We start from the raw sequence: 22,841 nt of genomic DNA, 5'->3' as shown, positions 1-22,841 counted from the left end.
GCGGAAGCGAAAAAAAGAAGGCCTTGCCGCATTCGGCATGGCCGCACCCATTGATCGCCCCTGTTTGACTGAGAGCCAGGTGTATTTATGACAGGTTTCTCCATTTCTGCAAAGCCGTAGAATTTACAACAATCAGCGCAAATTAAAAGACTTCCGCCTCCCTTACCTTTTGGAGGTAAAAGAAACCCCCTCCGAAGAGGGGGAATCCCACGGACTAACCGCGACTTGCTATACGCCGATGATCCGAGCACTTCTGACGGTGGCGAACGTTTCTTCGTGGATGATGGCGTAGTTGTACGCCTCCAACCATCCGGTGAACGTCACCGCCTTACGCGACCAAGGGCCGTTGGGGTGGTGTAGGAACTCAACGCCGTACGTCTCGGTTTCGAGGAGCAGCTCTATCAACTGCTGGGGCACCGACTTGGTGAATCCGCGTCCATCGGCGCTACCTACGAGGATTGCGTCCCCACTGATATACGCCTGTCCGCGGAGCCCCTTGGAGTGCTGCCACAGTAGAACGGTGGCACGTAGGTTGTAGGGCAGGGACCAGAGCATCGCTTCGTCATTCGCGAAGATCGAAGCCGGCGGACTGTCGAAGTTGAACGCCTCGTACGAACCGCCGACGATGCCTTGCATGGTTTCCACGTTCTCCGCGTCGAACTCAACCCGCTTGATGGGCTGCTCCTCGACGCAGGGGAAAAGGATGCCGGATATCACGTAACCACTTGCTCTCTCGACCGTGGGACTGTGTCTGGAGTGACGGTCATTTCACTCCAGATTTGAACCTCACGGTGAAGTTGTTAAGCCCCGCCCCGATGGTCCTTTCGGGCCACCAGGACGGGGGATTTCCGTGCTACCGGGAGCGTTGGCAGAACGGAGCTAGGGGGGTTAGCTGCCGTTGCCGACCTTGGTTCCGGGGACGCGGCCACGGGTGCCGCGTGCATCCTTCAGAATCTGAGGCATGTCGGTTGCAGCCTTGTTGAACTCCTCCAGGGGAACGTAGGCATCGCGCTTCTTACCGTCGGGCGTCGTGATCTCGATGATCACGAGGTCATCGCTGATGTCCTTGAACGCGCCCAGTTCGGTTGCCAGGACGTCCAGCGCTTTCGGCTGGTCGATGTCCGGGTGCTGCCGGACGACGACTGCGGCGAACTGCTTGTCGGTCCCCTGCTTACCGCTAAGGTCTGAGACCTTCTGACTGACGATTGCCATCTTTCTGCTCCACTCGGTGTTTCGGTGCTCGGTCAAGGCTTGTTCCTTGTCCGTACTCTTATTAAGCCAAAACGATTTTACGGAGCGCTTGGGAAGTTTGGTTGGTGAAGGCTGCTGGCGTATAATTAGTGATAATGACGGCAGAAGATCTAGACCGATTGCAGAAATCGACAGCAAAAAGCGGAGTGCCCCTAAAAGTGGAGCACCCCGCTATCGTTGCCAAGCTGGCACTATTGGTTAGTGAAGCCAGACAATCTCAACTGAGTCGGGATCGAAGCGCCACCCGTTCCACATCTTCCCGCCAGGCATACTCGGGTGAATCACGACCTTCTCGACCACAAGCCGGATAACGCTGGCTCGCCACTCGATGCTTGCGTTGTCCCAGATCGCGCGTAGGCCGCCGTCGGTTGGGACAGCAAGGCTCTTTGCCTTGGCGCTCATGAGTTGCTTCTTCTCGGTGTCGAGCTTCGCCATCTTGTCGAGGACCGTTTGCTTCATGATGCGGTAGTCCTCCTTTTCGTGATCGCCTGCCGCGTACTCGGCAGCCAACAACTCGCGTCGCGCTTGAAGTTCAGCAAGTCCCTGGATCACTTCGGCCATGCGGAGTTCATTATCTGCTGGAACCAGTGCACGCAGGATGTCTGGTGAGTCGAACCGGTACAGCACTTGCTCTGTGACGAATGCTTCGACGGCATCGGCGATGCGGAAGACGGAACAACACCCGGAGCGGCTACCGTCTCGATTCCATTTCTTGCAAGCATACCGCCGTTGGTACTTGATGGTTCCGTCTGCGAGTGGGTACGTCTTTCCTTGGCCGTACATCACTCCGCCGCAGTACTGGCCTTTCCTCTCTGTGTCACGCCACGTACCGCCACATTCCGTGAAGCCGCTCAGCAGATAGGTGCGGGCTCGGACACCCCCTTTGTTCACCCAGTACTTTTCGCGCCCGTTGAACATGACCTCCATGGCGTCGTGTTCAGCGCGGGTGAAAACGTACGGCCACTTCGCACGGTGCCGCTCGTTCTTATGAATCCGCGTGCCGCCAGTCTCCGGGTTCTTGAGACACGGGCAATCAGTGGGGTGGCCGGTGGGGTCGAACTGCACATAACTTTCGTTGAGCATCGTGCGCCTGAACTTGCCGATGTCCCAACGCCCGTCGCAGATAGAGATCTTGTCCTTGAGCTTGGTCTTTTGGCCTACCCTCGTTGTCTTTATGCCTTTGTCGTTCCAGTTCTGAACACACGTGAACTGGCTGTCTCCGGCGAGCGTCTTGCGCTTTCCTTCGTGGAGCGCCGCGATTTCATCGTCCCGTACTTGGTACGGGTCGACGATGTCCTTCTCTTTGACCGGGTCGTACCCGATGACTTTTCCGTACCCGAAGGTGCGCGGACCGCCATCCCACTTTCCCTCGCGAGCATTCTGGAGCTTTTTGCGGAGGGCGAGTTCTTGGATGTCTTCAGCTGTACCTGCATCCATGACGTTCTGGATGCGGTCCATCTTTCGGTTCGCCGACACTGTGAGGTCAAGTGATTGGCCGCGTACGTAGCGGTACTTGACGCCGTGGAACCGAGCGAGTTTGAGCTGTCGCTCGTTCTCTTCGGGCTTACGAGTGAGGCGCGCTTTGGTGTAGGACAGCACGACCTTGACCGGGCCAACTTCAAGTTGACCCATCATGTCTTCGTAGTCCGATCGGTACTCATCGCTGTTGGTGCTAGCGGAGATGTCGTTGTCGCAGTAGATGCGAACGAGGATCAATCCGAGCTGTGCGGCGAGTGCCTTGATGTCTTCTTCTTGGCGCTGAACACCAAGCTCTTTACCTTCTCGGTCATCGCTTATGCGCAGATAACCGAATGCGAGTTGTCCCTCCAATTGGTCGAGCATATTCGTTTATTCCTTTTCATGATCCATTGTAATGGATGCATAGGAATTTGACGAGTACGCGATGGGGCTGGTCGCGGCGGTGGCGTTCGCGGTGGTGCTCTACAAGGTGGTGACCAGCGGGGCGGTCAGCGCGGAGTTGCAGGACATCGTGAAGCGGGCCCTCGATGCGAAGGTGTGAACGCCGGGGCGGGGACGAGGGGTTCGTGACGGCGGAGGCGGCCGTGGTGCTGCCCGTGCTGGTGATGTTCGCGATGGCGCTGGTGTGGGGGTTGTTGGTGGTGGCCGCGCAGATCCAGTGCGTGGACGCGGCCCGCTCCGGCGCCCGCGCCGCGGCTCGGCAGGACCCGGCCGACGCGGTCGTCCGGGTGGTCCGGGACACGGCCCCGCGCGGCGCGGAGGTCACCGTGGCCCGGGAGGGCGACCAGGTCCACGTCGTCGTGGTCGCGAAACCGCCGGTGCTCAGCGGTCTGCCCTTCGAGGTGCGGGAGGAGGCCGTGGCGTTGGCGGAGGAGACGGTGGGCGAGGGGAGGGCGGGGCCGTGAGGTGTCGTATTCGGGCCGCTGCGAGGCGCCGTGTCCCGGCCCTGGAGCACATGAGATCCCGTCACTCGGACCGTGGGTCCGCCACCGTGTGGAGCCTCGGGGCGATGGCCGTGATGTGCGTCGTGTTCGGGGTCGTGCTGGCCCTGGGGCAGGCCGTCGTGGCCCGGCACCGTGCGGCCGGCGGTGCGGATCTCGCGGCGCTCGCGGCGGCCGACCACTGGGCGGAGGGCGGTACCGGGGCCTGCGCCCGGGCGGAGCGGGTGGCACGGGAGCAGGGGACGCGGCTCGTGCGGTGCGCGGTCGTGGGCGAGACGTCGGACGTGACGGCGTCGGCGGGCCGGGGCCCGTTCGCGGCGGAGGTCAGGTCACGGGCGGGACCTGCGGGGCCGGTACCACCACCGCCCCTGGCACCACTGCCTCCGGCACCACAGGTGCCTGCGCCTCCAGCGGGCCCTGCGCCTCCGGTGCCTCCCGCAGCAGCTCCCTGAGTAGCCGCACAGCCCCCCGCTTGTGCAACGGATCGTTGCCGTTGCCGCACTTGGGGGACTGGATGCAGGACGGGCAGCCGGCGTCGCATTCGCAGGAGGCGATGGCCTGGAGGGTGGCGGTGAGCCAGGCGTGGGCCGTGTGGAAGGCGCGTTCCGCGAAGCCCGCGCCGCCCGGGTGGCCGTCGTAGACGAAGACCGTGGGGAGCAGCGTGTCCGGGTGGAGCGGGACCGAGACTCCGCCGATGTCCCAGCGGTCGCAGGTGGCGAAGAGGGGGAGCATGCCGATGGAGGCGTGTTCGGCGGCGTGGAGGGCGCCGCCGAGGATCTCGGGGTTGATGCGGGCCGCGTCCAACTGGTCCTCCGTGACCGTCCACCAGACGGCGCGGGTGCGGAGGGTGCGCGGGGGGAGGTCGAGTTTCGACTCGCCCAGGACTTCGCCGGTGATGACACGTCTGCGGAGGAAGGAGACGACCTGGTTGGTGACTTCGACGGAGCCGTAGCACAACCGGCCCTGGCCCCAGGGGATTTCGATGTCCGTCTCCAGGACGGAGATGGCCGTGGTGTCGCGGGCGACCGTCGAGTAGGGCGGGTTGGCCTCCTCGACCAGGGCTACCGAGTCCTCCAGGTCCAGGGAACGCACGAGGTACGTGCGGCCCTGGTGGAGGTGGACCGCGCCTTCGTGGACGGTCGTGTGGGAGGCGGCCTCGTCGACCGTGCCCAGGAGGCGGCCCGTGCCGTTCTCGACGATCTGGACCGGGTTTCCGCCCCCGCCGCGGATGTCGGTGAGGTCGGCGGCCCGTTCGCGGCGCGTCCAGTGCCAGGCCTTCGCCCGGCGGCGGAGCAGCTTCGCGGTCTCCAACTGTGGCAGCAGGTCCGCCGTCGCCGGGCCGAAGAGGTCCAGGTCCTCTTCGGTGAGCGGGAGTTCGGCTGCCGCCGCGCACAGGTGGGGGGCCAGGACGTAGGGGTTGTCCGGGTCCAGGACCGTGGACTCCACCGGCTGGTCGAACAGGGCCTCCGGGTGGTGGACGAGGAAGGTGTCCAGGGGGTCGTCGCGGGCGACCAGGATGGCCAGCGCTCCCTGGCCGGAGCGTCCGGCGCGGCCCGCCTGTTGCCAGAGGGAGGCGCGGGTGCCCGGGTAGCCGGCGATCAGTACGGCGTCCAGGCCCGAGACGTCGATGCCGAGTTCGAGGGCAGTGGTGGCGGCTAGGCCGAGCAACTCGCCGGAGTGGAGGGCGCGTTCGAGGGCGCGGCGTTCCTCGGGGAGGTAGCCCCCGCGGTAGGCGGCGACCCGGCGGGCCAGTGAGCGGTCGACCTCGGCGAGGCGTTCCTGGGCGATCAGCGCGATCAGCTCGGCGCCGCGCCGGGACCGTACGAAGGCCACCGAGCGGACTCCCTGGACGGCGAGGTCGGTGAGGAGGTCGGCCGTCTCGGCGGTGGCCGTACGGCGGACGGGTGCGCCCTTCTCGCCGTGGAGTTCGGTGAGCGGGGGTTCCCAGAGGGCGAACACCAGTTCACCGCGGGGCGAGGCGTCGTCGGCGACCTCGACCACCGGGAGGCCGGTGAGGCGGCGGGCGGCGACCGAGGGCTCGGCGGCGGTGGCGGAGGCGAGGAGGAAGACGGGGGAGGAGCCGTAGCGGGCGCAGAGGCGGCGCAGGCGGCGGAGCACCTGGGCGACGTGGGAGCCGAAGACGCCCCGGTAGGTGTGGCACTCGTCGATGACGACGTACTTCAGGGACTTCAGGAAGGAGGACCAGCGCGGGTGCGAGGGCAATATGCCGCGGTGGAGCATGTCGGGGTTGGTCAGGACGTAGTTGGCGTACTGGCGTACCCACTCGCGCTCTTCGAACGGAGTGTCGCCGTCGTACACGGCCGGGCGGACGGCATTGCCCAGCGGTTGTGAAAGTTCCTTCACGGAGCGGAGCTGGTCCGCTGCCAGGGCTTTTGTGGGCGCGAGGTAGAGCGCGGTGGTACCGCGGCCGTTCGGCGCCTCGGAGCCGTCGAGGAGCGCGGAGAGGACCGATACCAGATAAGCCAGCGACTTGCCCGAGGCGGTGCCTGTGGCAACGATCACTGACTCGCCGTCGAGGGCGTGCTCGGCGGCCTGTGCCTGGTGGGCCCAGGGGTGTTCGATACCGGCTTCCTGGACGGTGGCGATCACCTCCGCACGAATCCGGTCAGGCCAGACGGCATGGCGGCCCTCGCGCGGGGGCAAGTGCTCCGTATGAGTGATGCGCGAAGCCCGGCTCGGTCCCGACGCCAGCCGGTCCAGAACCGTGCTCGGCGAGAGGCCGGACACGGGGTCCGCCGAGGGTCGATCGGTTCGCTGATTCTTGGCCATCGGCACCGAGTGTGTCACTGGCGTGACGGACAATGGAGCCAAGGCGTCGTGCACGCCCTGCGGTAAGTGATTGAATGCCATCGCGGCTGGCGAACCGTCCTGGGGGCTCTGCCGAGGTGTCCCATGGGATGACCGCTCGATAGCAAGGTGCTGGAGGATCCGTGGACCTGTCCCTGTCGACCCGTACCGTCGGCGATCGTACGGTCGTCGAGGTCGGTGGCGAAATCGACGTATATACCGCGCCCAAGTTGCGCGAACAGCTGGTCGAGCTGGTGAACGACGGGAGTTTCCACCTCGTCGTTGACATGGAGGGTGTCGACTTCCTCGACTCCACCGGGCTCGGTGTGCTGGTCGGCGGCCTGAAGCGGGTGCGTGCCCACGAGGGCTCGCTGCGCCTGGTCTGCAACCAGGAGCGCATTCTGAAGATCTTCCGTATCACCGGCCTCACCAAGGTGTTCCCGATTCACACCTCGGTCGAGGAAGCGGTGGCGGCCACCGACTGACCGACCGTTTCGGGAGCGGCGTGTGACCGCTCCCCGATCGGCCGTATAGACGACCGGTGGACCGGGCTTTCGGCGGCCCGGCCCTCCGACAGCACGCCCGTAGTCCCGAGGGGGATGCATGGCCACCGTTGAACTCCGCTTCAGCGCGCTGCCCGAGCACGTCAGGACCGCCCGACTGGTGGCGGCAGCGGTGGCGCGCAGGGCCGGAGTGGACGAGGCCGTACTCGACGAGGTCAGACTCGCCGTAGGTGAGGCCTGTACCCGTGCCGTCGGGCTGCATCAGAGCAGTGGGATCACCGCCCCGGTGAAGGTGCTGCTGATCGAGGAGGAGAAGCAGTTCTCCATCGAGGTCGGCGATGAGGCACCACGTTCGGCTCCCGGCGACAAGGCGCCCGGGTCCCTGGGCGACGATCCGGACGCGGAGACCGAGGAGGACGAGATGGGTCTCGCTGTCATCAGCGGGCTCGTCGACGACGTCGAGGTCACCGCGGGGGAGCACGGCGGAACGATCCGTATGACCTGGCCGACGACACCGCCGGCCACGGCGCTTTCCTGAGAAAGCGCCGCACACCACAGCCGAAGGGCCCTGCTGAGCAGGGCCCTTCGGCATTTCCGGGCGAGTTCCGCGACGGTGCGACGGCAGGGCTTCCCCGGTGCGAAAGAATTCGTGAATCAATTCACGATCAATACGGATCGACGTCCCGATCATCGCCTTGATCGGCGCCCCGATAATTTGATCAAGCATCAATGCTTTTAAGGCATTACTATGCGAAGACCAATTCCGTTTGCCGCGCACTGTTTTGATCAGGTTCCGGTACCTACAATCCGTCCACATCTTGAGCTCAGCACAGGCGTCAAGGAGGACGAATGGCGGGGCTTTCTACCCCTCAGCAGTTTGACCACCCCACAACCTTCGCAGCAGCAGTTCTGACCGACGACAACCGCATCCTCGTGATGGTGATCGGCCTCGTGGCGCTGGCAGCGCTCGTGGTCGCGGGCGTCCTGGTCCGCGAGGTGCTCGCGGCCGGCGAGGGCACGGACAGCATGAAGAAGATCGCGACGGCGATCCAGGAGGGCGCGAACGCCTATCTGGGGCGGCAGTTGCGCACGGTCGGCGTATTCGCCGTGATCGTTTTCTTCCTGCTTCTGCTGCTTCCCGCGGACGACTGGAATCAGCGCGCCGGACGATCGATCTTCTTCCTGATCGGCGCGGTGTTCTCGGCGACCACCGGCTATATCGGCATGTGGCTCGCCGTACGCAGTAATGTCCGCGTCGCCGCGGCGGCCCGGGAAGCGACCCCGGCGGAAGGTGAGCCCGAAAAGGATCTCACCGCCGTCTCGCACAAAGCAATGAAGATCGCTTTCCGCACGGGCGGCGTCGTCGGCATGTTCACGGTGGGGCTCGGTCTGCTGGGCGCCTCGTGCGTGGTGCTGGTGTACGCGGCCGACGCGCCCAAGGTGTTGGAGGGATTCGGCCTCGGTGCCGCCCTCATCGCCATGTTCATGCGCGTCGGCGGCGGCATCTTCACCAAGGCCGCCGACGTCGGCGCCGACCTGGTCGGCAAGGTCGAGAAGGGCATCCCGGAGGACGACCCGCGCAACGCCGCGACCATCGCCGACAACGTGGGCGACAACGTCGGCGACTGCGCGGGCATGGCGGCCGACCTCTTCGAGTCGTACGCCGTGACGCTGGTCGCCGCGCTGATCCTCGGCAAGGCGGCCTTCGGCGACTCCGGGCTCGCCTTCCCGCTGCTCGTGCCGGCGATCGGGGTGGTCACCGCCATGATCGGCATCTTCGCGGTGGCGCCACGCCGGACCGACCGCAGCGGCATGTCCGCGATCAACCGGGGGTTCTTCATCTCCGCGGCGATCTCGCTCGTGCTGGTTGCGGTCGCGGTCTTCGTCTATCTGCCGTCGTCGTACGGCGATCTCGACGGAGTCACCGACGCGGCGATCAAGGGCAAGGACGGCGATCCGCGGATCCTCGCGCTCGTCGCCGTGGCCATCGGCATCGTGCTCGCCGCGCTGATCCAGCAGCTGACCGGCTACTTCACCGAGACCAACCGCCGTCCCGTGATGGACATCGGCAAGACCTCGCTCACCGGCCCGGCCACCGTCATCCTCGCCGGGATCTCGCTGGGCCTCGAATCGGCCGTCTACACCGCCCTGTTGATCGGTCTCGCGGTCTACGGGGCGTTCCTGCTCGGCGGCGCCTCGATCATGCTGGCGCTGTTCGCGGTGGCGCTGGCCGGTACCGGTCTGCTCACCACGGTCGGTGTGATCGTCGCCATGGACACCTTCGGGCCGGTCTCCGACAACGCGCAGGGCATCGCCGAGATGTCCGGCGACGTCGAGGGCGCGGGCGCGCAGGTGCTCACCAACCTGGACGCGGTGGGCAACACCACCAAGGCCATCACGAAGGGCATCGCCATCGCCACCGCCGTCCTGGCGGCGTCGGCGCTCTTCGGGTCGTACCGGGACGCGATCCTCACCGCCGCCAACGACGTCGGCGAGAAGGTCTCCGGACCGGGCGCGCCACTCAACCTGATGATGGACATCTCCCAGCCCAACAACCTGGTCGGGCTCATCGTCGGAGCAGCGGTCGTCTTCCTCTTCTCCGGGCTGGCGATCAACGCGGTCTCCCGGTCCGCCGGGGCCGTGGTCTACGAGGTGCGGCGGCAGTTCCGCGAGCACCCCGGGATCATGGACTACACCGAGACACCGGAGTACGGACGCGTCGTCGACATCTGCACCAAGGACGCGCTGCGCGAGCTGGCCACGCCCGGTCTGCTCGCCGTGCTCACGCCGATCGCGGTCGGGTTCACGCTCGGCGTCGGCGCGCTCGGCTCGTTCCTGGCGGGCGCGATCGGCACCGGCACGCTGATGGCGGTCTTCCTCGCGAACTCGGGCGGTGCCTGGGACAACGCGAAGAAACTCGTCGAGGACGGCAACCACGGGGGCAAGGGCAGCGAGGCCCATGCCGCCACGGTGATCGGCGACACGGTCGGCGACCCGTTCAAGGACACCGCGGGTCCGGCCATCAACCCGCTGCTGAAGGTGATGAACCTCGTCGCGCTGCTCATCGCGCCCGCGGTCATCAAGTTCAGCTACGGCGACGACAAGAACACCGGGGTGCGGATCGCGATCGCGGTCCTCGCGTTCCTCGTGATCGCCGTCTCGGTGTACATCTCCAAGCGGCGCGGGATCGCCGTGGGGGACGACGGCGACGACACCGACCGGACGGCCAAGTCGGCGGATCCGGCGGTCGTTTCGTAGGCGGTTCGTAGGCGGTTCTACGAAGTCCGGCTCAACGGGCGGGCGGGTGGCGCGAGTTGTGGGCGCCGCCCGCCCGTTCTGTGTGTTCAGGCCCTCGTCGTGAGCCTTCTCTCGCTTGGTGCAAATGGCTTCAAAAGGACTTCTATCGGACCTTAGGCCCGGAGGTGCGGCCTGTCCGCCGTGTATGTTCCGGGGCCGAGAGCCATGGAAGGGACCAACCCGGTGAACAAGAAGCTCGCGGCCGCACTGTCCGGCGGTGCGGTACTGGTACTGGCGCTGTCGGGATGCGGCGGCAGTGGCGACGACAGCGATGCCAAGCTGGACGCCTGGGCCAAGCAGGTCTGCGTCGCGGTGCAGCCGCAGGCGAAGAAGATCGAGGCCGCCAACACGGCGATCCAGAAGGAGACCTCGGACAACAGCACCCCCGAAGAGGTCCAGAAGACCGACTCGCAGGCCTTCCAGGACATGTCCGACGCCTACAAGGCGATCGGGGCCGCCGTGAACACCGCCGGGGCACCGGACGTCGACAACGGCGCGAAGAAGCAGCAGGACGCGGTGAAGGAGCTCAACGGCATCTCCACGTCGTACGCCACCCTGAAGGGGCAGGTGGACGCGCTGAACACCAAGGACCAGGCGAAGTTCGCGGACGGCCTCAAGGACATCGCGACCTCGCTGGACAAGCTCAGCACGAGCGGGAACGACGCCCTGAAGACCCTCGAAGAGGGCGATGTCGGCAAGGCGATGACCAAGCAGGAGGCCTGCAAGACGGCTACTCCGGTGGCTTCGTCGTCGGCGGCCTGACGCATTCCCTGTAGGCAGCGATCTTTCAGTAGCTGAAAGATGCCCCGGTACGCGTGCGTGCCGGGGCCTTCGCATGCGCGGGGGCCTTGTCGGTCGGTGCCACCCGGGTTGTCGGTGGGAGCGGCCACAATGGGGGTGTGAGTAACTCCACCCTGCCCACCCTGCCCGTATCCGACCGCCCGGAGGTCGCCGCCCGACTCCGGGACGCCCTGCTCGGCGCCGCCTTCACCGCCGACGGACTGCTCGACCTGCTCGGCGCCCCCGCGTACGCGGCGCTGGCCCGCAGCGAGACCGTGCCGGCCCTCCGGGCGACCAGAGGCGACACCCCGCTGGAGACGCTGGTCCGGCTGTTCCTGCTCCAGCAGCCCGTGCCGCACGCACGCGTGGCGGACGTCCTGCCCGTCGCCGCGTGCGTGGAGAGCGGGTGGCTGGTCTCCGTAGGCACCGACGAGGTCGCCGCGACCGTGGACGTACGGCCGTACGGCGGGCCCGACGGCGAGGACTGGTTCATCGTGTCCGACCTGGGATGCGCGGTCGGCGGGGCCGGCGGGATCGGCAGCCGTGAGGAGGGCGTCGTCCTGGGGGTGGGCGGCGCGTCCACCACGCTCGCGGGGATCACCGTACGGATGCCGGTCTCCGCCGCGCTCGACCTCGGCACCGGTTCCGGCATCCAGGCGCTGCACGCGGCCCGGCACGCCACGCGCGTGACGGCCACCGACCTCAACCCCCGTGCCCTGCGCATCACCGCGCTCACCCTCGCGCTGTCCGGCGCGCCGGCCGCCGACCTCCGCGAGGGCTCGCTCTTCGAGCCGGTCCGGGACGACGAGACCTACGAACTCATCGTGTCCAACCCGCCGTTCGTGATCTCGCCGGGCGCCCGGCTGACCTACCGCGACGGCGGGATGGGCGGGGACGATCTGTGCCGGTCGCTCGTTCAGCAGGCGGGCGATCGTCTGCGCGAGGGCGGATTCGCGCAGTTCCTCGCCAACTGGCAGCACGTGGAGGGGGAGGACTGGCAGGACCGGCTGCGCTCCTGGGTGCCGCGCGGGTGCGACGCCTGGATCGTGCAGCGCGAGGTCCAGGACGTCACGCAGTACGCCGAGTTGTGGCTCAGGGACGCGGGCGACCACCAGGGCGACACGGCCGCGTACGAGGCGCTCTACGACGCGTGGCTCGACGAGTTCGAGGCGCGCAAGGTCAAGGCCGTGGGCTTCGGCTGGATCACCCTGCGCAGGACGGACTCCGACGCACCCTCGATCACCGTCGAGGAGTGGCCGCACCCGGTCGAGCAGCCGCTCGGCGACACCGTGCGCGTGCACTTCGACCGGGTCGACTATCTGCGCGCCCATGACGACGCGGCCCTGCTCGCCGCCCACTTCAGACTGGCCGACGAGATCATCCAGGAACAGGTCGGCCTGCCCGGCGCCGAGGACCCCGAGCACGTCGTGCTCCGCCAGCACCGCGGCATGCGCCGGGCGACCAAGGTCGACATGGTCGGCGCGGGCTTCGCCGGCGTCTGCGACGGCACGCTGAGCGCGGGGCGCATCCTGGACGCCATCGCCCAACTCGTGGGCGAGGACCCGGTTCTGCTCCGTGACCGGACGCCGGCGCAGATTCGGTTGTTGGTGGAGCAGGGGTTCTTGGAGCCGGTGGGGTGACTGGTGTGCGGCGGCGGACTGGCGTGGCGGGGTGACTGGTGTCCGGCGGCTGACCGGCGTGCCGGGGTGACTGGCGTCGGTGGCTGACCGGCGCAGGCGACGAACGGGTGCGGACGGCTGACTGGCGCCGGGCGGCGGTCGGTTGAGGGCGGCTGGCGTGGGGCGGCGGTCGGTTGGGGGCGGCTGGCTTGCGAAGGGCGGCGGGCGGTTTCGGACGGCTGACCGGCATGGGTGGCGACCGGTTGTCGGCGGCCGACCGTTTCCCGAGGATGGAGCGGGCCTGTTGCTCTCGGGTCGACTGGCAGTTCCCGGAAGGGAGTTGGTCCCGGCCGGGCGGTTGTTCTCGGTCGGTGCCTGCGTCTGCCGACCGACCGGCCGCTCGCGTCTGCCGACCGTGCCTCGGCCGCCGGACTGCCGCGCCGTCGACTGTGTCTGTGGCCGACCTGTCCCTCGCGCCGTCGACTGTGCCTGCCGCCGATTCGTCCCTCGCGCCGTCCACCGTGCCTACGGACGCCCGACCATGACGCCGCCGAGTGCCCGCCGTATCCGCCGATCGCCCTGCCGTACGGCGCCCCGGCCCCTCGCCGCCCCTGTCACGCCTGAGGCCTCCCCGTACCGCTGAGCCGCATGTGTCCGCACCCGGCGAGATTGTTCGGATCGGTGCGGAGAAGCCCTCTTGTCAGTGGCGGGTGCGAGGCTAGTTTCGGAGACAGGTTCCACGCGTCCTCGGGGGAGGCGCGCCGTCTCGGGGGAGGCGTGATGGCCGGGGATACGCCGGAACAGGACGAGGGCAGGGTCGTCGACGGCCGCTATCGGCTGCTGCGCGTGCTCGGCGCGGGCGGCATGGGGCGCGTATGGCTCGCGTACGACGAGGAGTCGGCCTGCGAGGTCGCCGTCAAGGAGATCGCGCTGCCGGGTGCGTCGGGGGATGGCGGCGAGCGCGCGCAGCGCATCGCACGGGCTCGCGGTGAGGCGCGGCACGCGGCCCGGTTGCGCGGCCATCCGCATGTGGCGACCGTGCACGACGTGGTGCTCCACGAGGGCCTGCCCTGGATCGTCACGGAGTACGTCCCGGACGGCGTCGACCTCCAGGCGGTCCTACGGCGTTCGGGCCCGCTGCCGCCCGCCCTGGTGGCCCGCATCGGGCTCGCCGTCCTCGACGCGCTCACCGCCGGACACCGCATCGGCATCCTGCACGGGGATGTGAAACCGGCCAACATCCTTCTGGCGCCGGACGTTTCGGGCGATCCATACGCGCGCGTGCTGCTCACCGACTACGGCATCGCCCTCCAGCCCGAGGCCCACGAACCTCGCCTCACCGGCACCGCCGGCACTCCCGGCTACCTCGCCCCGGAGCGGGCTCGCGGTGAGCCGCCGACTCCGGCCGCGGACCTGTTCTCCCTGGGCGCCACGCTGTACGCCGCCGTTGAGGGCCGCGGCCCGTTCGACCGCCACGGTGACTCGGCGACGCTCACGGCTCTGCTCGACGAGGAGCCGACGCCGACCGTCCGTGCGGGTGAACTGGCGCCGGTGCTCCAGGGGTTACTGGTCAAGGACCCGGCGTTGAGGTCGACGCCTGAGATTGCGGCGCGGGGGTTGGAGCGGGTGGGGCGGCGGGTCGGTGCGGCGCCGGGGAGCGGGTCGACGCCGGAGGGCTTCTGGCCGGCGCCGGGCGACCTGGGTTCGGCACCGGGCGGCTTCGGCCCGGCACCGGGTGGCTGGGAGGCGGCCGATCAGCCGCAGGGCGCCGCGCCGGGCCACATCGCGAGCGGGCCGCGCGGATACGCCATGGGCGGTCCCTACGTAGGCGGTCCCTACGCCCCGCGGACGCCGGGAGGGTCCGGGGCCACCCCTCACGGCTCGGCGCCCTACGGTGACCAGCCCGCGGCCCCTCCCGGGGGCTCCACGCCCGCGGGCCTGCCAACCCCTGGCACCCCGCACACTTCCGGCACTCCGCCGACTCCCGGTACGCCGAACACCCCGGGTGGCTCCGCATCGCCGTACGGCCCCCAGGGGCAGGCTGGTTCGGGTGAGGGCGGCGGGCCGTACGGTCGATGGAATCCGTACGCGAACAGCCCCACGATGCCTTATCAGGGCGGCTGTCAGGGTGCCCGGCCGGAGGCCTACCCGGCCGGCGCGCCCACGCCGCCGTACGCGGGCGGTCAGGGGCCGACGTATCCGGGTGGCCCGGGGCCTGTCGGCGGTGGGCGGCGCCGGGTGCCGATCGCGGCGATCGTCGCTCTCGTGGTGGCCGTCGCGCTGGTCGTCGTCGGTGGGGTGTGGGCGGTGAGTTCGCTGAGCGGCGGCAAGGACACGGCGGCGACCAAGAAGGCGTCCCCCTCCGCGTCGGTGTCGGCCGGTTCCGCCTATCCGTACGGCGAGGGAGTCGGGCTCAAGAAGGCGTTGCGGACCGGGGATTGTGTGCACGCGGTGTGGTCCGGGACGGCGTTCGCGTCGCGGCCCGAACTGAGGGTCGTGAGTTGTGCGCACGGCGTTCCGGACGGGCAGGTGATGGCGGTCGACGCGGCGAGCGACTTCGCCGACGCCCGGGCTCACGGGGGCGAGCGGTGCGCGGGGAAGGTGGGGGAGGCGGCCCGGGCTCTGGCCGACGCGGGCGTCTACGCCCTCACTCCGACCGAGGCGGGCTTCGGGGCGGCCGGGGGCGGTACGGCGTGTCTCGTGCTCGGCCGGCATGTGCCGATCGGCGGGGAGATAGGGCGCTTCCGGAGCACCGGGTCGAGCGTGTGGACCACCGAGATGAGCCTCGGTGACTGTTGGCTGTACGTCGACCACAAGACGTACTTCACCGCGACCCTGACCGACTGTGCCGATCAGCACACCGACCAGGTGATCGGTTTCGTGACGGCCCCGCGGACGATGACGTTCCAGGAGGCGCTGCGGCAGGGGAACAAGCTGTGCGGCAACAGGTTCGAGTCGACTTGGGCGCCCGGATCCGACCGTTCCGTCTTCGGGTATCTGTCCGACGAGAGCAACTGGAGGGCCGGTTTCGACTCGGTCGTGTGCACTGTGGGCCAGGCCGATCGGTCCCGGACGACCGGGGCGATATCGTCCTCCGGCACGACCGCGTGAGCGCTGTCCGCCGCGAATTCACCGGGAGTTGGCCTGTCCGTCGCCCATGGGTGCCAGCCTCCCGGACCGGGGTATCAGGTCGGGAGGGGACACGTATGGAGAGCGGGCCGGCGATCTTCGCGGGGTCGGTGTTCGCCCTGTTCGGAGCCGCGCTGCTGCTGTGGACCGTGGCCAGGGTCCGGCACCGCGAACCCGTCGCCCAGGGTGTGAGCCCGGTCGCATCGGCGACCCTCGCGAGCCTCGCCGCGGTCGTCGCCCTGCTCCTCGGAACCTGGTGCTTCCTGCACGTCTGAGCCCCGCGCCGGAGCTGCGGCGCGGCCAGGTGGGAGATCACCCTCCGGATGGCTCCGAAAAGCCCGGTGGGGACTCCGGGCGGCAGGAATGGCGGTAGTCGGGTTACCGTTCGAGTGGCCGTTGCGGGCTTTTCCCGTTTGACACGGGGGCGGGATGTACCGTCACACTCCGCAGCGTCACCATGACCCGACCCCGGGACTGAGCACCCCCGGGGAGATGCAGGCACGTCCCCACGCCGCCCGGCACGCAGTCTCGCCGAGCCGGTCGAAGGCCCTGGTAGCCCCGCTACGAGGACCTCCCACCGGATCACCGAGAGCACGTACCGAACGACGCGGAAACGCACCTGCTCCTCCCCGGAGCCGCCTGCCCCGGGGGAGGCCCCAGCGTCGACCGGAGAGAAGAGCGAAGTTGTCCCCGACCAGCGAGACCGCACACGGCGGCCGCCGACTCGTCATCGTCGAGTCCCCTGCCAAGGCGAAGACGATCAAGGGCTACCTGGGCCCCGGATATGTCGTCGAGGCGAGCGTCGGGCACATCCGCGACCTTCCCAACGGCGCCGCGGAGGTGCCCGAGAAGTACACCGGCGAGGTCCGCCGCCTCGGTGTGGACGTCGACCACGACTTCGCGCCGATCTATGTGGTCAACGCCGACAAGCGGGCCCAGGTCAAGAAGCTCAAGGACCTGCTCAAGGACTCCGACGAACTCTTCCTCGCCACCGATGAGGACCGCGAGGGCGAGGCCATCGCGTGGCACCTTCTTGAGGTCCTGAAGCCCAAGGTCCCGGTCAAGCGCATGGTGTTCCACGAGATCACCAAGGACGCGATCCGCGCCGCCGTCGCCAACCCGCGCGACCTCAACCAGCCCCTGGTCGACGCCCAGGAGACCCGCCGTATCCTCGACCGCCTCTACGGCTACGAGGTCTCACCGGTCCTCTGGAAGAAGGTCATGCCGCGCCTGTCGGCCGGCCGTGTCCAGTCCGTCGCCACCCGGCTCGTCGTCGAGCGTGAGCGCGAGCGCATCGCGTTCCGTTCCGCTGAGTACTGGGACCTGACCGGCACCTTCGGGACCGGCCGGGCGGGCGACGCGAGCGACCCGTCGACCCTTGTCGCACGCCTCCAGGCCGTCGACGGCAAGCGCGTCGCCCAGGGGCGCGATTTCGACTCCCTGGGCCAGATCAAGGGCGCGAACACCCTCCACCTCGACGAGACCAACGCCCGCGCGCTGGCCGCCGCCCTGGAGGACACGCGGTTCGCCGTCCGGTCCGTCGAGTCGAAGCCGTATCGACGTTCTCCGTACGCCCCGTTCCGTACGACGACGCTCCAGCAGGAGGCCAGCCGCAAGCTCGGTTTCGGGGCGAAGGCCACCATGCAGGTCGCGCAGAAGCTGTACGAGAACGGCTACATCACCTACATGCGTACGGACTCCACGACCCTGAGCGAGACGGCGATCACCGCCGCCCGCGCCCAGGTGACGCAGCTGTACGGCGCCGACTACCTGCCGGCCCAGCCCCGCGTGTACGCCGGGAAGGTCAAGAACGCCCAGGAGGCGCACGAGGCGATCCGCCCCTCGGGTGATCGTTTCCGCACGCCCGCCGAGACCGGCCTGACCGGTGACCAGTTCAGGCTGTACGAGCTGATCTGGAAGCGGACCGTCGCCTCCCAGATGAAGGACGCGGTCGGCAACTCCGTCACCGTGAAGATCGCGGGCACCTCGTCCGACGGCCGGGACGTCGAGTTCAGCGCCTCCGGCAAGACGATCACCTTCCACGGCTTCTTGAAGGCCTACGTAGAGGGCGCCGACGACCCGAACGCGGAGCTGGACGACCGCGAGCGCAGGCTGCCGCAGGTCGCCGAGGGCGACGCGCTCAGCGCCGAGGAGATCACGGTCGACGGGCACGCCACCAAGCCCCCGGCCCGCTACACCGAGGCCAGCCTCGTCAAGGAGCTCGAAGAGCGCGAGATCGGCCGCCCGTCGACGTACGCGTCGATCATCGGCACGATCCTCGACCGCGGCTACGTCTTCAAGAAGGGCACGGCCCTGGTGCCGTCCTTCCTGTCCTTCGCCGTCGTCAACCTCCTGGAGAAGCACTTCGGTCGGCTCGTCGACTACAGCTTCACCGCCAAGATGGAGGACGACCTCGACCGCATCGCCAGCGGCGAGGCGCAGGCCGTGCCGTGGCTGCGGCGCTTCTACTTCGGCGAGGGCGAGGCGACGGGCGCCGCCGAGGCCGGCAACGGCGACGGCGACCACCTGGGCGGCCTCAAGGAACTCGTCACCGACCTGGGCGCGATCGACGCCCGCGAGGTGTCGTCCTTCCCGGTCGGCAACGACATCATGCTGCGCGTCGGCCGCTACGGCCCCTACGTGGAGCGCGGCGAGAAGGACTCCGAGAACCACCAGCGCGCCGACGTGCAGGAGGACCTGGCCCCCGACGAGCTGACGGTCGAGCTCGCGGAGGAGCTGCTCGCCAAGCCGAGCGGTGACTTCGAGCTCGGTGCCGACCCGGAGTCGGGCAACCAGATCATCGCCCGCGACGGCCGCTACGGCCCGTACGTCACCGAGGTGCTCCCCGAGGGCACCCCGAAGACCGGGAAGAACGCCGTCAAGCCGCGTACGGCCTCGCTGTTCAAGTCGATGACCCTCGACACGGTGACGCTCGCCGACGCCCTCAAGCTGATGTCGCTGCCGCGCGTCGTCGGCAAGGACGCCGAGGGCGTGGAGATCACCGCGCAGAACGGGCGCTACGGGCCGTACCTGAAGAAGGGCACGGACTCCCGCTCGCTGACGGCCGAGGACCAGCTCTTCACGATCACCCTCGAAGAGGCGCTGGAGATCTACTCCCAGCCCAAGCAGCGCGGCCGGGCCGCCGGCAAGCCGCCGCTGAAGGAACTGGGCACCGACCCGGTCAGCGAGAAGCCCGTCGTCGTCAAGGACGGCCGCTTCGGTCCGTACGTCACCGACGGCGAGACCAACGCGACCCTCCGCTCCGACGACAGTGTCGAGGAGATCACCCCGGAGCGCGGCTACGAGCTGCTCGCCGAGAAGCGGGCCAAGTCGCCCGCCAAGAAGACGGCGAAGAAGGCCCCGGCGAAGAAGACGGCGGCCAAGAAGGCGCCCGCCAAGAAGACGACGACGGCGAAGAAGGCCGTGGCGAAGAAGACGACGACGGCCGCCAAGAAGACGACCACCGCCGCCAAGACCGCGACGGCCAAGAAGACGGCCACCTCCAAGGTGACGTCCGAAGACTGATCGGACGGTTGGGGAGCGCACGCTTCCTGCACCACAGGGTCGCGAAACGAACGCCCCGGCATCACTTTGGTGTCGGGGCGTGCGCAGGTCCGGGCGGGCGCGGCTTGTTGTCGGTGGCTGCCGATAGGCTGAAAGCATGACGCCAGCCGAGCAGCCAACGGCCCACCAGCCGGCCCCCGACGACGCCCTTGTCGCGGACTCCCGCGAGCGTGCCGTCCGCGCCCTGCTGCGCCAGCCGCAACTCAAGCGGTTGTGGAGCGCACAGCTCGTGACGGGTGTCGGTGACACCCTCGCCCTGCTGGTCCTGGTCGTGCTCGCCTTCCAGGCGGCCATCGCCCAGGGCTCGTTCGGTGGTGGTTATCGGGGTGTGGCGTTCGCGGTGGCGACCGTCTTCGGGGCGCGCATCCTGGCGACGCTGCTCTTCGGGGCGGTGCTGCTCGGCCCGCTCACCTCGCTCACCTCCCAGGAGGGTCCGCTCGACCGGCGCTGGACCATGGTCGGCGCCGACGGTCTGCGGGCCGCGCTGCTGATCGTCGCCCCGCTGTGGATCGACTGGACTCCGGACAACGCACTGGCCGTGCTCCTGGTGACCGCCTTCGTGACCGGGGTCGCCGAGCGCTTCTGGACGGTGTGCCGCGAGAGCGCCGGGCCCGCCCTGCTGCCCGCTCCGCCGCTTGAGGGCGCCACGGTCCGGCCGCTGCCCGACCACATGGACGCGCTGCGCCGGCTGTCGCTGCGCACCAGCTTCGTGGCGATCCCCCTCGCGGCCGCCGCACTCGTCGTGGCGGCCCTGCTCAACAACCTGCTGGGCACGGGCGTCGCCTGGTTCGACCAGCACCACGCCGCGCTCGGTTCGTACGTCGCGGCCGGCCTGTTCGCCGCGTCGCTCTCCGTCCTGACCGCCCTGGAACTGCCCGGAATCCGCACCCCGCGCGCGCGGTCGCCGCTCGAAGGACTGCGCCGCCCCCGGACGGGCACCGGCGTCGACAAGGGCCGTACGGGCGCGATCGCGCTGCTCGTGGTCGCCTGCGCGGCCGTCGCCGCGGCGATCTCCGCCGCCGTCGCCGTGTCCGTGCTCCAGGCCCAGGATCTGCACGGCGGCCCGGTGACCTTCGGACTGCTGGTCCTCGGACTGACCGGCGGGGTTGTGGTCGGCATCCGTACGGCACCCGCCCTGCTGCCGACGCTGTCGCGGCGCCGCCTGCTGACCCTCGCCATCGCCTTCACCGGCATCGCGCTGCTCGCCGCGGGCCTGGTCCCGGACGTCACCACCGTGCTGCTGATCGTCACGCTCGCCGGCATCGGCGCGGGCGTGGCCGCCAACACCGGGCACACCCTGCTCGACCAGGAGGCCGAGGACTACCGGCGGGCCCGCACCACCGAGCACCTGCACGCGGTCGTACGGGTCGCGGTCGCGCTCGGCGCGCTGATCGCCCCCCTGGTGGCCGCGCTGATCGGCCCGCACCGCCTGGAGAACGGCAAGTTCGTGTTCGCGCACGGCGGCGCCGCGTTCACCCTGATGCTGGTCGGCGCCCTGCTGCTGCCGGTCGCCGCACTGGTCCTGGCCAAGGTCGACGACCGCGCGGGAGTGCCGCTGCGGCACGATCTGCGCGACGCGCTGCTCGGCGGCGACGACCCCGACACCGTGCCCGCGAACACCGGCTTCTTCATCGCCCTGGAGGGCGGCGACGGCGCCGGGAAGTCCACCCAGGCCGAAGCCCTCGCCGAGTGGATAAGGGGCAAGGGACACGAGGTCGTGCTCACCCGCGAGCCCGGCGCGACACCGGTCGGCAAGCGGCTGCGGTCGATCCTGCTCGACGTGTCGTCGGCGGGACTGTCCCACCGCGCGGAGGCGCTGCTCTACGCCGCCGACCGTGCGGAGCACGTCGACACGGTCGTACGGCCCGCCCTGGAGCGCGGCGCGATCGTCGTCTCCGACCGCTACATCGATTCCTCCGTCGCCTACCAGGGCGCCGGCCGGGACCTGTCCCCGACCGAGATCGCCCGCATCAACCGCTGGGCGACCGACGGACTCGTCCCGCACATGACCGTCCTGCTGGACGTGGACCCGGAGACCGCCCGCGAGCGGTTCACCGAGGCGCCGGACCGACTGGAGTCGGAGCCCGCCGAGTTCCACGCGCGCGTACGGTCCGGTTTCCTCACCCTGGCCGCCGCCGACCCGAGCCGCTACCTGGTGGTCGACGCGGGCCAGGAGCCCGAGGCCGTCACCACGGTGATCCGGCACCGCCTCGACACCGTCCTGCCGCTCTCCGAGGCCGAGATCAAGGCCCAGGAGGAGGCGCGCAAGGCCGCCGAGGAGGAGGCCCGCCGCAAGGCCGAGGAAGAGGCCGCGCGCAAGGCCGAGGAAGAGCGCCTGGAGCGTGAGCGTCAGGAGCAGCTCGCCCAGCTGCGCGCCGAGGAGGAGGAGCGCAAGCGGCGCGAGCTGGAGGAGGCCCAGCGTCGAGAGGCCGAACGACAGGCGGAAGAGGCCCGGCAGCGCGCCGAGGACGCACGCAGGCGTGCCGAGGAGGAGAAGGCCCGCCTCCTCGCCGAGGAAGAGGCCCGCGCCGCCGAGGAGACCCGCCGCAGGGCGGAGGCCGACCGGCTTCGCAAGCAGGCCGAGGACGAGGCCCGGCTGCGCGCCGAGGCCGAGGCGCGGCGGCTGGAGAAGCAGCGCAAGGCCGAAGCGGCCCTGCTCGCTGCGGAGGAGGCCCGCCGCTTGGCGGCGGAGGCGGCGGCCGCGGCGGAACGGGCGGCTCGACAGCCCACGGCTCCTCCGGTTCCGGCCGCTCCTTCGGCTCCGGCGGGCAGGCCTGAGGCGTCGACTGTGCCGACGCCGGTGGTGAAGCCGGGTGCGGGGACTGGTGACGGTGCGCGTGGGCGGTCGGCGGAGGACACGGCTGTGCTGCGGCCGGTGAGCTCCGGCTCCGGTTCCGATTCCGGTTCAGGTTCCGGGGACGAGACGGCCGTGCTGCGGTCGGTGTCCGGAGACTCCGAGGCGTCCGATTCCGCGGTGCGTGACTCCGCGGTGCGTGACTCCGAGCGGACGGCCGAGCTGCCGCAACCGCCCGCTCCTGCGGGGGCCGCGGACGAGACCGCCGTACTGCCGCCGGTGTCGGCTGCGGAGGAGACGGCCGTGCTGCCGCCCGTGCGGTCCGATGCCGCGGACGAGACCGCGGTGCTGCCGCCGGTGCGTGGTCAGGAGCCGTCGGACCGGGTGCCCGCGGGCTTCTTCCGGGACGAGCGTCCGGGCGACCGGACCGAGGGCGGCGAGGACCGTACCCGCGAGCTTCCCCAGGTCGACGAGCAGGGTGCGCCCCGGCGCCGGCCGCGCCCCGACTGGGCCGAGGAGACTCCCCTGGACGACCTGCCCTCGCTGGCCGACGAACTGCTCGGTCCGCGCGAGGACGGCGACTTCGACCGTGACGACGACACCGGGCGTGGGCGGGGTCGTGGCCGGGGGCGCAGGGGCTGACGGAAGCGGGGGCGGTGACCTGTGCGTCGCCCCC

General features: G+C 69.3%; 14 protein-coding genes and 2 pseudogenes. 12 read left to right on the top strand and 4 right to left on the bottom strand.

What is annotated here, in order from left to right:
• Positions 1-228 precede the first annotated feature (228 nt).
• From OG194_RS20915 to OG194_RS20905, 3 genes are all read right to left on the bottom strand, one after another.
• A complete protein-coding gene (locus OG194_RS20915) occupies positions 229-717 on the bottom strand; it encodes a DUF3846 domain-containing protein (protein ID WP_327402343.1) in 489 nt (162 codons plus the stop codon).
• A 171-nt stretch (positions 718-888) separates the two neighbouring features.
• Positions 889-1,248: a hypothetical protein gene (locus OG194_RS20910; protein WP_327402342.1), complete on the bottom strand. Its 360-nt coding sequence runs from the start codon at positions 1,246-1,248 to the stop codon at positions 889-891.
• A gap of 201 nt (positions 1,249-1,449) precedes the next feature.
• A complete protein-coding gene (locus OG194_RS20905; RefSeq protein ID WP_327402340.1) occupies positions 1,450-3,093 on the bottom strand; it encodes a recombinase family protein in 1,644 nt (547 codons plus the stop codon).
• Between the two features lie 52 nt (positions 3,094-3,145).
• Between OG194_RS20905 and OG194_RS20900 the strand changes: the two are divergent.
• The 3 genes and pseudogenes from OG194_RS20900 to OG194_RS20890 all read left to right on the top strand — a co-directional run.
• Positions 3,146-3,271 (top strand): annotated as a pseudogene (locus OG194_RS20900) (DUF4244 domain-containing protein); the annotation flags it as partial.
• Complete coding sequence (locus OG194_RS20895; RefSeq protein ID WP_327402339.1) at positions 3,258-3,635, top strand: TadE family type IV pilus minor pilin; 378 nt, start codon at positions 3,258-3,260, stop codon at positions 3,633-3,635. The pseudogene OG194_RS20900 and the gene OG194_RS20895, both read left to right, overlap by 14 nt.
• Before the next feature lie 50 nt (positions 3,636-3,685).
• A pseudogene (locus OG194_RS20890) lies at positions 3,686-4,030 on the top strand (Rv3654c family TadE-like protein); the annotation flags it as partial.
• Here OG194_RS20890 and OG194_RS20885 read toward each other — a convergent pair.
• Positions 3,996-6,542, bottom strand: coding sequence for a DEAD/DEAH box helicase (locus tag OG194_RS20885; protein ID WP_327402338.1), 2,547 nt, complete (start codon positions 6,540-6,542; stop codon positions 3,996-3,998). The pseudogene OG194_RS20890 and the gene OG194_RS20885 overlap by 35 nt on opposite strands.
• 80 nt (positions 6,543-6,622) lie before the next feature.
• Here OG194_RS20885 and bldG point away from each other — a divergent pair, with 80 nt between their 5' ends.
• The 9 genes from bldG (at position 6,623) to tmk (ending at position 22,807) form a co-directional block, all read left to right on the top strand.
• Positions 6,623-6,964, top strand: coding sequence for an anti-sigma factor antagonist BldG (bldG, locus tag OG194_RS20880; RefSeq protein ID WP_003975386.1), 342 nt, complete (start codon positions 6,623-6,625; stop codon positions 6,962-6,964).
• Between the two features lie 118 nt (positions 6,965-7,082).
• On the top strand, positions 7,083-7,520 hold the full coding sequence (locus OG194_RS20875) for an ATP-binding protein (protein WP_327402337.1): 438 nt from the start codon (positions 7,083-7,085) through the stop codon (positions 7,518-7,520).
• 311 nt (positions 7,521-7,831) lie between these two features.
• On the top strand, positions 7,832-10,240 hold the full coding sequence (locus OG194_RS20870) for a sodium-translocating pyrophosphatase (protein ID WP_327402336.1): 2,409 nt from the start codon (positions 7,832-7,834) through the stop codon (positions 10,238-10,240).
• Positions 10,241-10,444: 204 nt separating this feature from the next.
• Positions 10,445-11,041, top strand: a complete 597-nt coding sequence (locus OG194_RS20865; RefSeq protein WP_327402335.1) for a small secreted protein — start codon at positions 10,445-10,447, stop codon at positions 11,039-11,041.
• Positions 11,042-11,178: 137 nt separating this feature from the next.
• Positions 11,179-12,699: a class I SAM-dependent methyltransferase gene (locus OG194_RS20860; protein ID WP_327402334.1), complete on the top strand. Its 1,521-nt coding sequence runs from the start codon at positions 11,179-11,181 to the stop codon at positions 12,697-12,699.
• Between the two features lie 759 nt (positions 12,700-13,458).
• Positions 13,459-15,789, top strand: a complete 2,331-nt coding sequence (locus OG194_RS20855; protein WP_327402333.1) for a serine/threonine-protein kinase — start codon at positions 13,459-13,461, stop codon at positions 15,787-15,789.
• 95 nt (positions 15,790-15,884) lie between these two features.
• A complete protein-coding gene (locus tag OG194_RS20850) occupies positions 15,885-16,082 on the top strand; it encodes a hypothetical protein (protein WP_327402332.1) in 198 nt (65 codons plus the stop codon).
• 409 nt (positions 16,083-16,491) lie between these two features.
• The gene (topA, locus tag OG194_RS20845; RefSeq protein WP_327402331.1) at positions 16,492-19,332 is read left to right on the top strand and encodes a type I DNA topoisomerase; all 2,841 of its coding nucleotides are present in this window, start codon (positions 16,492-16,494) and stop codon (positions 19,330-19,332) included.
• Between the two features lie 136 nt (positions 19,333-19,468).
• The gene (gene tmk, locus OG194_RS20840; RefSeq protein ID WP_327402330.1) at positions 19,469-22,807 is read left to right on the top strand and encodes a dTMP kinase; all 3,339 of its coding nucleotides are present in this window, start codon (positions 19,469-19,471) and stop codon (positions 22,805-22,807) included.
• Positions 22,808-22,841 lie beyond the last annotated feature (34 nt).

Source organism: Streptomyces sp. NBC_01288, assembly GCF_035982055.1.
Taxonomy (GTDB): Bacteria; Actinomycetota; Actinomycetes; order Streptomycetales; family Streptomycetaceae; genus Streptomyces.
The sequence above is the reverse complement of the archived record's forward strand: the minus strand, read 5'-3'. Positions and strand labels throughout refer to the sequence as shown.